This is a genomic window from Muricauda brasiliensis (assembly GCF_003057865.1).
GTDB lineage: Bacteria > Bacteroidota > Bacteroidia > Flavobacteriales > Flavobacteriaceae > Flagellimonas > Flagellimonas chongwuensis.
The window spans coordinates 1-15,597 of sequence record NZ_QBTW01000018.1 but is presented as its reverse complement, the minus strand read 5'-3'; the positions used below and the strand labels follow the sequence as shown (position 1 = coordinate 15,597).

The following is a 15,597-nucleotide window of genomic DNA, read 5'->3' as shown; positions in this document are numbered from 1 at the left end:
ATCAATCAAAATCAAAAAAAAATGAGTTTCTGGAGAGTTTTATTGGCAATATTGTTTCCACCCTTGTCGGTCATCGGAAAAGGTTGTGGCTCTGTACTTATTGTATTACTTTTAACCCTGTGTGGTTGGGTTCCCGGAGTAATCGGGGCCTTGGTCATACTAAACAACACTAACTAAAAGTCTTATGAAAAGAGTCCAAATCTTGCTATCGGCAATGTTGATTGCCCTTGCCAGTGCATGTAATTTTACCGAAGAAATACACATTAATGAAGATGGTTCAGGGAAACTGTCCATCAACTTTGACGGTTCCGAGATGATGGAAATGGCCGGGGAAGAAATGGCCAAAACCAATGAAAAGCCAATTGACTCCATAATTTCTTTTAAAACATTTTTAGAAGAGAAGAAAGATAGTATCGCACAGTTGCCCATTGAGGAACAAGAGAAACTGAAAAAACTGGAACCGTTCAACATGCGAATGGTAATGAATCCTGAAAAAAAGGAGATGATGTTCGATTTGTTCAGCGAGTTTAAAAACGTGAGCGAGGTCAACGATGCTTTTGGAGCTTTTCAGGATGCAAGTACGATAGGTGGTAAATCCAATCCTCAGCAGGGACCAATGAAGCCTTCCGAGCAGCCCACCGAGGTAAATTATTCCTTCCAGAAGAACAAGTTTACCAGAACTGCCAAAATTGTAGATCAAGAGTTGTTCCAACAGCAATTGGACAGCTTACAGGGAGCAGAGATGTTTCTTTCGGGATCTACGTACACTTTAAAATATCACTTCCCTAAAAAGATAAAATCAACCACTGCTGAAGAAGCGACCTTTAGTCAAGATGGTAAAACCTTAATCTATGAAGTGAATTTTATGGAGTTGATGAAGAATCCATCAGTCTTGGATTTGGAGGTGGAACTGGAGAAATAGTTTTCCATTGGCATGCTTCGTATCTTTGTAGCATGAACAAGAAAGTTACAGTACAGGATCTAGGATTAAAGGATTACAAGGAAACTTGGGATTACCAAGAGCTTCTCTTTAAGAACATTGTGGACACCAAGATTAGAAACCGTCGTGAGGAGGCCAATCTTGATACGCCCAATCATTTCTTGTTTGTGGAGCACCCGCATGTGTATACCTTGGGAAAGAGTGGTGACATCAACAATTTGTTGGTGGACGAAAACAAACTTGCTGAAAAGGGCGCTACTTTCTATAAAATCAACCGTGGGGGAGACATTACTTACCACGGACCTGGACAAGTGGTGGGATACCCAATTTTGGACTTGGATAACTTCTTTACCGATATCCATAAATACCTTCGATTTTTGGAGGAAATGGTGATTTTGACTTTGGCCGAATACGGTCTTAAAGCCGAACGCTCCAAGGGTGAAACCGGTGTTTGGTTGGATGTGGGCACTCCGTTTGCCCGAAAAATATGTGCCATGGGTGTACGTGCCAGTCGTTGGGTAACTATGCACGGTTTTGCACTTAATGTAAATGCCGATTTGGGCTATTTTGATATGATGATTCCCTGCGGCATCAGAGACAAAGCGGTTACTTCTTTGAATGTGGAATTGGGTCAGAAGGAAGTGGATATGGAAGAGGTGAAGCAAAAACTGCTCAAGCATTTTACCGCACTTTTTGAGGCGGAGTTGGTGAAGGAAGGGGCACAAGTTTAAGCATACTGAAATATTCATTTTGAATTCGTAAATAATGGGTATCTTGATTTAAGAATAAACCTTTGCAATGAATAGCTCTTACATATGAATCTTTTGCAGAAAAAACTTTTCTTGGTCCGAGAATTTACTTTGGAAAAAGGATTTTTGAGAATTCAATTTAGAAATTTAACTAGCTCTGAAGAGTTCAATATTCCCTATGAGGAAATAGATTTTTCGAAAACTGTTTGGCAAAGGGAAACCGATAACGTGATGTTAATTGTTACTTTGGTATTTGGTGCTTTTTTTCTAATTAACATATTCAATCCTGATAACTATCCCGACGGGAGTGGTTTAATAGGTGTTTCCATATTCTTATTCATTGTTACTTGTCTTAGCGGGCTTATCACATATATAAAGTCAAAAAATGTGTTGTTGATTCCTACCCATAATAACGGTTATTTGGAGTTCATTAAAAACAAGCCTAACAAGGATGAATTTGAAGCATTTATTAAAAAACTGTCTGATGAGATAACCCTGTTCTTAAAGTCAAAGTATGCTAAAATCGATTTAGAGATGCCGGTTGAACCTCAATTGATGACCCTTGGATGGCTTAGGGAAAAGGATATTATCTCTGAGGAAGAGTTTGAAAATCTTAAACATAATTTGGTTAATAAGAAAAAAGGGGGAGCTAGTATCGGTTTTAGTAAGTGATACTTCAAATGAACTTTTATTTGAATTAATAATTGATTTGTGAAAGAGTACGATGTTCTTGCCCACATTATGTTGTGCGGTAAAATTTTTTTAACGTTATCGATAGCCCTCTAAATCCAATTTAAACCATTAACTTACTACTGCACAGCATAACTACTTATTGAGTTCATGTCGGCAAAACCAATTTTTGCACTCGATGTTGTTGTATGCAACTAAATTCAACGCACCATGAAAAGATTTCTCTTAGTACTTGTATTGACAGGAACCTTGCTTTCCTGCAAGAACACCAGCGAAAACAAAAAAGATGGGGACGATTCCGCAACAGTGGAAAGCAATACGGTTGATAAAGTCCAAACCCACTACGTTCCCATTGACTCCGACGAAGCATTGATTGCTGCATCACTCATGGCAGCTCCAGAAGAAAGCCGAGATGGGTGTAAAGTGATTGGTTATAACATGGTCGGTGATTTTGTGACGCTCAGAGAGGGAGATAATGAATTTATTGTCCTGGCCGATAACCCAAAACAATCTGGATTTAATGCGGCCTGTTATCACAAAAGTCTGGAACCTTTTATGGCAAGAGGTCGGGAATTACGGGCTGAAGGCAAAACAGGTCCAGAGATTTTTGATATTCGCGAGGAGGAAGCAAAATCGGGCAAACTCGATATGGGACAATTTGGGGCCACCTTACATATTTATTATGGGGAAAGTAACCAATACAATCCTGAGACCCATGAAGTGGAAGGGGCCCATTATCGTTATGTGGTGTATTTGCCATTTGCCACGGCAGAATCTACAGGACTTCCCGAAAAGCCTTTGGGTTCAAACCATCCTTGGATCATGGATCCAGGGACGCATAAGGCTCACATAATGATTTCTCCTTTACGGAAAGAATAGAAGAATAATGAAAAACCGAGGCTCGCACCTCGGTTTTTTGTTTTTACAAAGTAAATCTACTATTTGCTATACTGGGTCAAGACCATGCTGCCCATCAATTTTCCATTTTTGTTGTAGGATTCCTGTTTGATCATGCCAACTCCTTCGGCCAGCCAAATGCGTGAAGGAAAGGTCTGGTTGGTCATCATCATTTTGGTTTTGGTCTCGCTGTAGATTACATAACAGTCAAAAGTCCCAGCGGGAGTTGTCACACTTTCCTGTTTTTCAACTTTTCGGTTCAAGGTCTCAATATTGGTGTTCATGTTGATGCCTCCGCCCATTTTCATTTTCACCTCCATATTGGCATCCGGAAGCTCCTGTCCTACAGATAGGTTGTTGGGCAATTCCACATCGGTACCCGAGATATCCATTTCTACATCGCCCATTTGACTGAGCATCTGTTCGTTCATCAAGGATTTAAAATCAATTTTTATCACATCGCCTTCGCAAGTAACTTCATAATCGGATGTGTAGGCTCTTCCTTTTTTATCCGTCATTTCCATCATCATGATGGCGTTGGTAGTGCTGCTGCTACTTTGTACATCTGTTACCTTGTAAGTGATTTGGCCATCTTCCTTACCTTTTTTATCATAATTGGTGTATTGAAAATTGGCTCCGTCAACCAGTGGGTAATAACTGCTGCAATTGGATTGAGCTTGGGAAAGATGGATCGCAAAAAGGGCTATTAGGCCTAATACTATATATTTTTTCATAGTCTGCGGTGCTATTTTTTAATGAATTCTACTCTACGGTTCTGTGCCTTGCCTTGGGCTGAATTGTTGTCGGCCACAGGTTCCGCCTCTCCTTTTCCTTCGGAACTTAGTCTATCCGAAGAGATACCATATACGGATATCAATGCCTTTTTTACAGCTTCGGCCCTGTTTTCGGATAGAGATAGATTACTTTCATCCGAACCATCAGAATCTGTATGTCCAACAATATTTAGTTTAATGGATTTGTCTTGTGTCAATACTTGGGAAATCTGTCTGATGATTCCCATGGATTGGGGCAGAATATCGGCCGAACCAGAATTGAAGAGAATACCATTGGTGGAAATTTTTCCTTCGGACATCAATTTTCTGCGAAGATCAACACCACCTTCTGCAATTTTAAGGTTGCCAATCAAAACTCTTTCCTTATTGCCTTGTTCGTCTATATTGGACACATAGAATTTTGGATAATTAATCTGATTGGGACGAACAACAAATTGAGGAAGATCCACGATTTTGGTCTCGTTGATCCAAAGGCGATACCGGTTTTTGTTCACGGCTATGGAAATATGGGCCACATCTTTGAACACTTCCCTCAAATCTCGTTGAAGGGTGTTTGTAATGGGGGAAGGGTCGTCTCTAAAGTCGTTGTCGACCTTTACCCCGACAGCAATATATTGGCAGAAATTCAGTGTTGCCATTACATTGCTCTCGCTGGTAGTAAGGTTGGGCGTTTCTGAAAGATAGATGTCCAAAGTGGCCAAAGAACTGGTGTTTCTTGTCAAATTGGTCACCTTTAAGTCAAACTCCATCGTGAAGTCTTCTGGGAGCTGGCTCCCAAGATTGGGTAGGGTAAGGCTCCTATTGGCAATGGAGTACCATTTGCCGGGCAAGCCGTCCACGGTCACAACTTCTCCGGAACCGTTGGTGTTCCACTTGGATGGGAAATCACCCATGAAATCGTCGTTGAAATCGTCGTAAAAAATAGGTTTGTCCCCGGGAACATAATCAAATTTACTGTAAACCTCTATGGTTTTGGGGCCGGCAGTAACAGGACCGTTGGATGTCCCGTTTTCGTTTACTGTGCCACCAGGATTCCCATTTCCTTGCGGATTTCCAGGAGATTGTTTTCCTCCCGAGCCAGGTTCAAGGATACTGTCCAGTGCTTGATCTGTCTTTTTTGTAGTTTCTCTATCTACTCGTCTTTCAACTGTGCGTTCAGCTGCTTTTTCCGCTTTCTTGGCCAATTTTTTGAAAAACTGTGCTTCTCCGCTGGTAGCCATCAATAAGGCAAAGGACAAACAGTAGAATAGTTTGTTCGAGGTTTTCATTTAGTATTTTTTTAGTTGTTGATAAAGCAATTCTATCCAAACTACTAAAATGTAAGCCTCTATATGTCTAAAAATGTATGTGTTGCATTAACTAATGTATGACTGACCGTATGTTGTCCTGCTAGTTTATTTTGTAGACAATCAGGGAGTTGTCTTGATCTTTTGCAACAAGTTCCAACTTTTTGTCGTTGTCCATATCCGAAAGATCGATCAAAGAACTTCCGAAGACAGGGAAATTGGAAATGGGTTCCGCTTGGCTGTCGTACAAATAAATTTGATGATTTTGCAAGTCCGTCACTGCAACATAAATTTTGTCATAGATATAAAAGATTTTAGGTTTAGAATAAACCCCAAGCTCCAGTTCCACCTTTTTTCCTTTTATGGTGAGTACGTTGTCATCCATAAGTACCAAAGTGTTGGTCGTGGCATAAAATCCGTGGTCTGGGTTTAGGTTGAAGTTTGTGGCCGTCAATTTTCCGTTGGTATCAATCTGGTGGAGCACGCCTGTTTTGTTGGTTACGGAGAATTTGTTTTTATAGAGGAAAACATCATTGTTGGAAAAGTCTATTTTTTCAGGAATTTTAATTCGGTCGCTACCTACACGGTGCAGAATCCTAAGGGTACTGTTGTCCTGTTTAAAGACGAGATAATCTTTGTTGCCCACCCTAAAATGTTGAGGAGTGCCCAAGATATTGCTAGGGGCATCGGTAAAGGTAAACCCACGGACTATTTTACCTTGGTTATTGTACATGAATACTTTACTACCCTGTGTAACAACAAAGCGGTAGTTCCGACTGCCATCATAATCAAATACTGCTAATGGATTCAGGTTTCCGGCCTCAAAATCAATATTGAAAGGGGCAACTTCGTCCCCATTTCGGTCCAAGATCAAAAATTGGTCGTTTGTGGTGAAGGCGAGCTGTAGTTTTCCGTTTTTATAAATGTCGACTTGTTGTATGGATCCCTGTATTCTGCCGTCCAATTGTTTGGTCCAAAGCACTTTTCCATCGGTGGAAATCAGGTAGAGGACATTGTTCTCGTCCTGTACTACAATTTCCTGTTGTTTGGTCCTGTGGTTTTTTACAAACTGTGGTTCTGTGGCCAAGTCAGTGTTCAGTTCCAAGGTGAATAGTGGCGAAACTGTGTTTTTCTCTTGGTTCTTTTCAATTTTTGAAGCAATTATATTGAAATGGCCAAAACCATTGTCCATCACCATTTGTGAAGCAAAAACCTGTCCGTTCAGGTCTTTTTCTTTGATGTCTTCCGCCAGTTCCAAGGAAAGTTCCTGTTCGGCAAAAAAGTCGATGCCCGAAGCATTGGAGACCATCAGGATGCTGGATTCGCTAGCTAGGGAAGCTTTTGCTGTTTTGTATCCTTGGTCGTTATCGAAAGACGAGGAGCTTTTATGATTACTGATTATGGTCTGCAAGGCTTCCTTGTTTTCTGAAAAAATAAAACTGTTCTCCAGTATTGTGCAAAAGTTGGATGTAAAATTCTTTATTAAAGGGGTGAAGTTTTGTTCTATTAAATCTGGAGCGTCCAAAACCAATATTTCACTTCCTTGATAATCTTCTGAGCTAGTTTTTCTACTGCTAAGGTAATCGTATAGGCCTTCGGTGCCAAAAGATTTCAACAATGCTACTTTCTCATTATTTAAAAAAATCAATCCAACTTCCTCTATGGTGTTAAAAAGGGAATCGGTTGGTTTTACCCTGTCCAGATAGTTGTTCTGGTTTTTTGCGAAAATTTGGTAATCATCAAAAGTATAGGAAATGATCGCTTGCGAGTTCAATGGGGCATAAGAAGGTGTTCTATTGGCAAGCGGGGAGGTGCCTTTGAACAAGTTGATGAAATTTTTAGTTGAATCTGGAGCCATGGCCACGCCGTTCAGGTTGACCTCGTCCGAATTCGCGGTAAAATCCAAAGAAACCCATGAAGAAAATGGGTTCTTTCTGGATTCATTTTGTTCCTTGAGGGCCAGAAGGGAAGTATTTCCACTTGGGTCTATATATAAGGTGGCGGATTTGTCGGTAGAACTCGCTTGGTACAATTTTTTTAATGTAGGGTCCACCGGTGTGTTCTCGTTTGTCCTTATGAGGTTTTCCATCAGCATCATGGAAGAACTCATTAGGATATCATTTTCTTTTTCAAGACTGAACATTTCCAAGCCGTCGATATTGTACTTTGTGACGTTTGCGCCCTCATAAGTCAATGTTTCCACTGTTTTGTTGGCCACGCTGTCCACATTAAAAAGTCCCGAAACGTTTTTAGTGGCCATTATGAAATCATAATTATCCTTGCCAACTTCATAAAAAGCAAGCACTATTGTTTTATTGGTTTTCAGGTAATTTAGTCCTTGGGTCTTGTTGGAGATGTCCTCAATATGAGCAAAGCCTTCAATATTTTTAAGGATAGAATTGTTTTTAAGTTCGCTTTTGAAGTTGCCGAGGTTGTTGATTTTTAGAACGAGTGCCGGATTCGGAGGTAAATGTTCCAAAAGAGAGTCTTTGGTCTTCACCTCTTTCGTACATGATGCGATAAGTATGGGGAGCAAACAAAAAAGTACCTTTAATCTCATTTTAGCAGTTTGACACAAAGTTAGGATTTTTAAATATCCAGTGTCAATTGTTCTGGGAGTTGTCTAAAGCTTTTTCTGTGATATTTGGTGATACCGTATTTTTTGATGGCCTCCCTATGTTCTTTGGTAGGGTATCCCTTGTTTTTTTTCCAGTTGTACATAGGGAATTCTTCGTGGATTTTTGCCATATACTCGTCCCGGTATGTTTTGGCCAAAACCGAAGCGGCGGCAATGCTCATATATTTTCCGTCCCCTTTAATTATGCATTCATGGTCTATGTTGGGATAGGGCTTAAAACGGTTTCCGTCAACTATGATAAAGTCGGGTGTAGGCTGCAATTTTTCTATTGCTCGGTGCATGGCCATAAAAGAGGCGTTCAAAATGTTTATTTCGTCGATTTCGTCTTCAAAAACATGACAAACAGAGAAAGAAATGGCTTTTTCTTCCAAAATCGGCTTCAAAAGATCACGTTTTGTCTCAGAAAGCTGTTTGGAGTCGTTTAAGATGATGTTGTTGAATTTTTCCGGCAAGATTATGGCTGCAGCCGTTACCGGACCTGCCAAACAGCCCCTTCCAGCTTCATCTGTCCCTGCTTCCAACAATGATCGGTAACACGATTTTAACATACATCTTAAAAATTTAACAGTTGAAAATTAAAGAAAAACATATTTGCTAAGGAAAAGTTAAAAAAATCTTACAAGTCTAATAAACGGGGTTGTTAGTTGTGGATAATATGTTAAAATTATCAAAATTATTGATTAATACTTCAGTAACATAGAGGCTGCAAGGTTGTTAATTTTTTTGAATATTAACTTTTTATATTGATTTTTGAGCGGACTAATTCAAAAAATGAAATAAATGAAAGCTAAGTTAGCATGGATGCTGACACCTATTTTGGTGTTGTGCATGTCTTTCTCTTTTGGACAAGAGAAAACAGTTTCAGGTAACGTGACGGACCAAAACGGTCTGCCTCTTCCTGGTGTTTCCATTATGGTTGTTGGAACATCCAATGGAACACAAACCGATTTTGATGGTAATTACACCATCTCAGCTTCCCAAGGACAAGTGTTGCAGTTCAGTTACATTGGTCAGAGGACCGTGGAAAGAACTATTGGTGCTTCGTCTACAATCAATGTTCAGATGGAAGATGATGCCCAGGCCTTGGAAGAGGTTGTAGTTACCGGGTATACTTCGCAAAGAAGGTCTGATATTACAGGTTCTGTAGTTAAGGTGGATTCGGAAAAGCTGAGCGAAGTAATTACTCCTTCGGTGGATCAAGCACTTCAAGGCAACGTTTCCGGTCTTACGGTTTCTGCTACTTCTGGGACGCCAGGTTCTACGGCAAATATCAGGATCAGGGGTGTTAGTTCGGTTACTGCGGGAAATGAACCATTGTATGTAATTGATGGTGTGCCGGTAAATAGTGGCAGTGTGGGAGCTGATGGGGCTTATTCTTCACTTTCAGCCTTAGCTGGTATTGATCAGACTAATATTGAGTCGATTACCGTTTTGAAAGATGCTTCCGCTACAGCACAGTATGGAGCAAGAGGGTCTAATGGTGTAATCCTTATTACAACCAAAAGCGGACGTGCTGGAAAAACAATGTTCAGTATTAACAGTAGTTACGGTTTTCAGAACGATGCAATAACAGGTCCAGTACCATTGACGGTAGCTGAGCGATTGGAGCTTGTTTCTGAGGCATATTTTAATGATGGTATCTTTGGTTCTACACAAGAGGCTAGGGATGCATTGTTGGCTGGCCCTTATGCAGAGTGGGACGCGAATGGGCGTCCAGAAGCTCGTTGGGATCAAGCTGTTGCCAACCGTGATGCGGTAATCCAACAGCATAGTTTCTCCGCTTCAGGTGGTGGAGAGGGGCATACGTTCTTCGCGTCATTGGGATACATGCAGCAGGAAGCAACTGTAGTAGGGTCTGAGTTTGAAAGAATTTCCGGATCTCTTAATTTTTCAAAGGACTTGACGGATAATATAACCTTTACCACCAATAATCAGGCTTCTCATATGTATCAGGATGCCTATTTGGAAACAAGTGCTTATTTTGAAAGCCCAAGAACGGCTAAGTTTTTCCTTTCGCCTTTGTTGACTCCTTTTAATCCTGACGGCACGCCTAACCAATTTTCAGGTTCTACTCCAAACCCACTTTATTTGGTGGATAATAATGTGAGTGATAATAGATTGACACGTATAGTGACGAACAATAGCGTGACTTGGGATTTTGCAAAGGGCTTTACTTTTGGTTCTACATTCAATGTGGATTTACAATTGTACAACTTTAGAACGTACTCCAATCCAGAGTATGGATATGGTGAGCCGACAAGTGGTGATGCAAGTCAGTATGATAGAACCAATGTGTTCTATGTATTCCAAAACTATTTGGATTATGCTTTGGAGTTGAATGATGATCACAGATTTGATTTTAAAGTGTTGCAGGAATATCAAGCAAACCGTCGTTATTTTGTAGGTGGTGCTGGTCAAAGTTTTGCGGACGGTGGTCTTCAGAACCTAGATAACCTGGGTACTCCTACCTCTATCAGCTCTTCTTTCAACGACTGGTATGTTGGTGCCTATTTGGGTATGGTTAAATACTCTGCCTTTGATAGTCGCTACGTGTTGGACTTGTCTTATAGAAGAGAAGGGAACTCTAGGTTTGGAAGAAAAAACCGTTGGGGTAATTTCTGGTCTGTTGGTGCTGCGTGGAACTTGAACAAGGAAAGCTTTTTGGCAGATTCAGAATGGATCAATGCTCTTAAACTACGCGGATCTTACGGTGTTACCGGTAATGCACTAATTGATATCAACCAATTCCAACCTCTTATTGGGTATTCCAATGATTATGGTGGAGAAGGTGCAGGGTATTTGGATACCTTTGGTAATGACGACTTAACATGGGAAACTTCTCATACCTTGGATGTTGGTGTAGATTTTGGTCTATTTAACAATGTGGTAAGCGGTAGTTTTGCCTACTTCAATAGAGACTCCAAAGACCTTTTATTGGAAGTTCCACTATCAAGAACTACTGGTTTTACAAGCCAAATACAAAACATAGGTGAGTTGAACAATAAAGGTTTTGAAGTTGATGTGAACTTTAACATCGTTAATACTGAGGATGTAAGTTTTAGCCTTGGTGGTAATATTTCAAAGGTTAAGAACGAGATTACAAAATTACCTACCGATCCTAACGGAGTGGAAAGTACCATTACGACAGTTCGAACAAGAATCGAGTCAGGTCACCCGGCATATGCATGGTATATGCCAACATGGGCAGGTGTGAATCCTGATACAGGTGATGAGGAGTGGTATATAAATGGAGTTGATGGTGAAACGACCAATAATTTCAATGAGGCCGAAGCTGTATTCCAAGGAGGAAATGCTGTGCCTACGACTACTGCTGGTCTTAACTTGAACTTTGCATTTAAAGGCTTTTTCTTGAATGCCACTGGTTACTATGCTGGAGGGCATAAAGTTTATGAGGGATGGCATCTTTACTTGCATCAGAACAATGGATATCCTCTAACGGTTTATAATGGATATAATACATTGTTGGATCGTTGGCAACAACCAGGTGATAATGTTCGTTATGGTGCTCCAACCACAGGAGGTGAACCATGGCAAAGACACTCCAAGTTCTTGTACGATGCCGACTTTATTCGTTTACGTTCGCTTACTGTTGGATATGATGTTCCTTCAAGAGCGTTGGAAAGTGTAGGTTTGACCAAGTTGAGATTTTATGTAAGAGGAAACAATTTACTTACATGGGTGAAAGATGATAACCTGCTTTACGACCCAGAAGTAGATGTTGATAGTCAGAATGGTACGGTTGATCCAGGTGAGATAGGTCTTGAAACACCTCCAGCTCGTTCAATTTCCTTAGGTGTAAATATTAATTTCTAAGAAGATGAGAAAAAGTATAAAAAATAAGTTCAATTACATACTGTCGGCAGTAGCAGCAATAAGCATTTTGGCTGCCTGTACTACTGATAGTTTAGATCCAACCCTTTCGCAAGAAAAAAACTCTGAAGGTAGTATAACTAAAGTGAGTAACCTATATAGTCTTTTAAAAGGTGCGCACAATGTACTGACCGGAGCTGGTTACTATGGAAGGGATATGATTGCCACCAACGAAGTTCGTTCAGATAACGTTTTCTCCAATGGTAATTCAGGTAGGTTCACTACCCAAGGTGAGTTTGCTTACAATTCAAACACAGGTTTTATGTGGGAGGAAGCTTATGAAGTTATAGCAAATGCCAATGTTATTATCAATACAGATCTTTCTACTCTTGAAGGAGATTTGGCATATGGAGAGCACCTTCAAGGAGGGGCCATGATTTTGCGTGCGCTTGCTCATTATGATTTGCTTCGTGTATTTGGACAGCAACATGCTGAGGGAGGAAATCTTGGAGTTCCAGTAGTGACTGAATTTAAAGGTGAAGATTTGTATCCTTCTAGAAATACCATAGATGAAGTAAAAGCTGCTATCTATGATGATTTGGAGACGGCTTTTGATATGATGGATTCCAGTTATGACACTTCAAATATCTTTGTCTCAAAATTTGTGGCAAAAGCATTGGAAGCACGTGTTGCAGTATATTTTGGAGATTGGGACCGTGCAGTATTGGCATCTGAGGCTGTAATAGGCTCAGATATGTACTCCATTATTGGTGCCGATGCATTTGTTAGTAGTTGGGAAGGAAGCGGAGGAGCTAACGTAATCTTTGAGTTGGCTTACAGTGATGCTGATAATCAGGGCCCCAATGCATTGTCGTACATATATAGATATCCTGGGGATGCTCCAAACGGTTATGGTGACCTGCAGGTTGTAAGTACTGTAATTGATCTTTTTGAGGAAGATGATGTTCGTATTGATATATTGGGTTACCAAGATGAAGGTACACGTTTACGTAATATCGGTAAATATCCTGATACAGCTGTTGGCGCTGATAATATACCATTGTTCAGGTATGAAGAGGTTATTCTAAACTATGCAGAAGCATTGTTGGAAACAGGAGGTGATGCTCTTACGCAATTAAACTTGATACCAAGCAATAGAGGGGCGACACCGTATGTTTCGGCTACAAAGGAGAACATTCTTTTAGAGAGACGTAAGGAGCTTATGTTTGAAGGTTTTCGTTTTGATGACATGATGAGAACAGGTCAAGACGTGCCTTATTGGAATACTACTGAGACTCTTTTGGGTACTCAGACTTATCCGAATAATTTGTTTGCTTATCCAATTCCTTTAGGAGAATTAAATGCAAACTCTAATATGGAGCCAAATGAAGGCTACTAAGCGTAGTTTACTATAAGTTTTAAAACCCCGCCCAATCGGCGGGGTTTTTTTATGGCTCAACTTTTCACATTTCTTTAGAAACAAAACTTTTACCTTTGCCCAACCAATATCATGGAATGAGATATTTAGCATTGACCCTACTTTTATTGATTGGCCAATCAGTCTTGGCGCAACAAGATTCGATTCCTCCAAAAAAAGAGGGAGACTCTATAAGACTACAGGAAAAAGATACCCTTGCGTTACGGCAAAAGGATTCGGTTGCCGTAGATTCAATGCCTGCAAAGCCCAAAAGAAGAGATTCTGCTAAATTAGAGGCCAAACAAAAAGATTCTGTGGGTATAAGGGATTACAAAATAATCTCATATTATGGCGACACTACTATAGTTGATACGACCCTTACCATCAGAAAAGATTACATCTACAATTATTTAAGAAAAGATGATTTTGAACTAATGCCCTTTGCTAATATGGGGCAGCCCTATAATGAGCTCGGTAAAAGCTTTTCTTCCATGCCGTATTATCCTCGGATAGGAGCTAAGGCCAAACATCCTGGTTATTTTGAGAAGGAGGACGTGAATTATTATCATGTCCCTACCCCAATGACGGAGCTTATGTTCAAGACCACATTCGAACAGGGTCAGTATCTGGATGCATTGCTAACCTTTAATGTGTCCGAACGATTCAACATGTCGGTTGCTTACAACGGATTCAGGTCACTTGGAAAGTATAGGTATGAGGAAGCTCAGGATGGAAAGTTTAGGACAACATTCAATTACATAACTAAAAATGGCAGGTACGCTCTGAGGGGGCATATAGCGGCTCAAGAAATGCAGAGCGAAGAAAGTGGAGGTTTACGGAACAAGAGTCAATTTGAGGACGACCTGCCCGATTTTCAGGATAGGGCAAAGATTGATTTGTTGTATACCAATGCTAATAATCGAATTTTGGGCAAACGCTATTTTTTGGATCATCAATTCAAATTGGTCAACCATAAAAGGGACTCTACGGATGTATCTCCTACAACATTGGCCATAGGTCATGAGTTCAGCTATGAGACCAAAATGTACGACTTTGAACAAACGCAGCAGAACGATGCCTTTGGACAAGACCCATTCTTGGTTCCTATAGAAGATAGAGCAAGATTGAAAACAATGTTCAATAAAGGATCTATAGAATTTTCAAACAAGACTCTTGGCAGGATCTCAGGTCGGGTGTCATTGTTCAACTATAATTATTTTTTCAATAGTGTATTGTTCACCGATGAAGGTGTTATACAAAATAAGCTGCAAGGGGAAGAAATTGTGGTTGGGGGTAGTTACCATAACCGCATAGGGCCTTTATATTTGGAGGGAAGTGTCGATTATACGGTGGTAGGCGAACTTACGGGGAATAAGTTCGATGCTATGGCAAGATATACATTGAATGAAGGTAATTCATTATTGGGGTCTATCCATATATCATCTAGAATGCCTGATTTTAACTACTTGTTGTATCAAAGTGATTATCGAAACTTCAATTGGCAAAATACGGACACCTTTGATAACATTCGTACAAAGAGTATACAATTTGGTTTTGATTCCAGAAGCTACGGCCTTTTGAGTGCTGAGTACAGTACGCTGGATAATTATATATATTTTGCATCCACGGCAACAGAGGAAGAAATAGGGTTGGGTCAGGAAACGGCATTCGTAAGGCCATTTCAAGAATCCGGCACGGTCAACCACTTAAAAGTTAAATATGAAAAAGAAATAAAATGGAGAAAGTGGGCATTAATGAATACGGTAATGTATCAAGAGGTAGATCAAGGAAATCAAGTGCTCAATCTTCCACAGGTGGTTACACGGAATAGTCTATACTTTTCAAGTGATGTATTTAAAAAAGCGATGTTTCTGCAAACAGGGGTAACCTTTAAATACTTCACATCATATAATATGGATGCATACAATCCACTGTTGGGGGAATTTTATATTCAGAACAATGAAGAATTGGGAGGGTATCCTTTATTGGATGTATTTATAAACGCCAAAGTGAAACAGACCCGTATTTTTTTAAAGGCAGAACACTTGAATTCCATTTTTTCAGAGCCTAATTATTACTCTGCCCCAAATTATCCTTACCGTGATTTTGTCATCAGATTTGGGTTGGTCTGGAATTTATTTTCATAAAATTCGTTAAGAAGTAAAAAACGAAAACCTGAAAAACAAGTAGTTATAAATTAATTGATTTTTTTTCGAAAAAAATATCGAAAAACATTTTGCGGTAAGAAAATAACGTGCGTATATTTGCACCCGCTTAGCTGATAAGGCAGGGCGCTTTCGAAAGGCCGAGAGGCTGAAAAACGAGAGAAAAAACAAAGAAGTTCATATACATATT

At 40.1% G+C, this 15,597-nt stretch carries 12 protein-coding genes; 8 read left to right on the top strand and 4 right to left on the bottom strand.

Annotated elements, in window-relative coordinates; all coding sequences use genetic code 11:
* The first annotated feature begins 21 nt into the window (after nucleotides 1-21).
* From DCK90_RS14140 to DCK90_RS14120, 5 genes are all read left to right on the top strand, one after another.
* The gene (locus tag DCK90_RS14140; protein ID WP_108246858.1) at nucleotides 22-177 is read left to right on the top strand and encodes a YqaE/Pmp3 family membrane protein; all 156 of its coding nucleotides are present in this window, start codon (nucleotides 22-24) and stop codon (nucleotides 175-177) included.
* A gap of 7 nt (nucleotides 178-184) precedes the next feature.
* Nucleotides 185-922 carry a hypothetical protein gene (locus DCK90_RS14135; RefSeq protein ID WP_108246857.1) on the top strand — a complete coding sequence of 246 codons (738 nt, stop codon included), beginning with the start codon at nucleotides 185-187 and terminating at the stop codon, nucleotides 920-922.
* A gap of 32 nt (nucleotides 923-954) precedes the next feature.
* Nucleotides 955-1,671, top strand: coding sequence for a lipoyl(octanoyl) transferase LipB (gene lipB / locus DCK90_RS14130; protein ID WP_108246856.1), 717 nt, complete (start codon nucleotides 955-957; stop codon nucleotides 1,669-1,671).
* Between the two features lie 93 nt (nucleotides 1,672-1,764).
* On the top strand, nucleotides 1,765-2,361 hold the full coding sequence (locus DCK90_RS14125) for a hypothetical protein (RefSeq protein WP_159075850.1): 597 nt from the start codon (nucleotides 1,765-1,767) through the stop codon (nucleotides 2,359-2,361).
* Between the two features lie 228 nt (nucleotides 2,362-2,589).
* Nucleotides 2,590-3,258 (top strand): hypothetical protein, encoded by a 669-nt coding sequence (locus DCK90_RS14120; RefSeq protein ID WP_108246854.1) that lies wholly within the window; start codon nucleotides 2,590-2,592, stop codon nucleotides 3,256-3,258.
* A 59-nt stretch (nucleotides 3,259-3,317) separates the two neighbouring features.
* On the opposite strand, the gene DCK90_RS14115 is transcribed toward DCK90_RS14120, so the two are convergent.
* From DCK90_RS14115 to DCK90_RS14100, 4 genes are all read right to left on the bottom strand, one after another.
* The gene (locus DCK90_RS14115) at nucleotides 3,318-4,010 is read right to left on the bottom strand and encodes a TapB family protein (RefSeq protein WP_108246853.1); all 693 of its coding nucleotides are present in this window, start codon (nucleotides 4,008-4,010) and stop codon (nucleotides 3,318-3,320) included.
* Nucleotides 4,011-4,021: 11 nt separating this feature from the next.
* Nucleotides 4,022-5,338 (bottom strand): OmpA family protein, encoded by a 1,317-nt coding sequence (locus tag DCK90_RS14110; protein WP_108246852.1) that lies wholly within the window; start codon nucleotides 5,336-5,338, stop codon nucleotides 4,022-4,024.
* Nucleotides 5,339-5,459: 121 nt separating this feature from the next.
* A complete protein-coding gene (locus DCK90_RS14105; RefSeq protein ID WP_108246851.1) occupies nucleotides 5,460-7,916 on the bottom strand; it encodes a ribonuclease HII in 2,457 nt (818 codons plus the stop codon).
* A gap of 29 nt (nucleotides 7,917-7,945) precedes the next feature.
* The gene (locus DCK90_RS14100) at nucleotides 7,946-8,542 is read right to left on the bottom strand and encodes a ribonuclease HII (RefSeq protein ID WP_108246850.1); all 597 of its coding nucleotides are present in this window, start codon (nucleotides 8,540-8,542) and stop codon (nucleotides 7,946-7,948) included.
* Between the two features lie 232 nt (nucleotides 8,543-8,774).
* Between DCK90_RS14100 and DCK90_RS14095 the strand changes: the two genes are divergently transcribed.
* The 3 genes from DCK90_RS14095 to DCK90_RS14085 all read left to right on the top strand — a co-directional run bounded on the left by DCK90_RS14095 (nucleotide 8,775) and on the right by DCK90_RS14085 (nucleotide 15,389).
* The gene (locus tag DCK90_RS14095) at nucleotides 8,775-11,828 is read left to right on the top strand and encodes a SusC/RagA family TonB-linked outer membrane protein (protein ID WP_234414766.1); all 3,054 of its coding nucleotides are present in this window, start codon (nucleotides 8,775-8,777) and stop codon (nucleotides 11,826-11,828) included.
* A gap of 142 nt (nucleotides 11,829-11,970) precedes the next feature.
* The gene (locus tag DCK90_RS14090; RefSeq protein ID WP_234414765.1) at nucleotides 11,971-13,224 is read left to right on the top strand and encodes a RagB/SusD family nutrient uptake outer membrane protein; all 1,254 of its coding nucleotides are present in this window, start codon (nucleotides 11,971-11,973) and stop codon (nucleotides 13,222-13,224) included.
* A 116-nt stretch (nucleotides 13,225-13,340) separates the two neighbouring features.
* Nucleotides 13,341-15,389, top strand: a complete 2,049-nt coding sequence (locus tag DCK90_RS14085; protein WP_199912695.1) for a putative porin — start codon at nucleotides 13,341-13,343, stop codon at nucleotides 15,387-15,389.
* Nucleotides 15,390-15,597 lie beyond the last annotated feature (208 nt).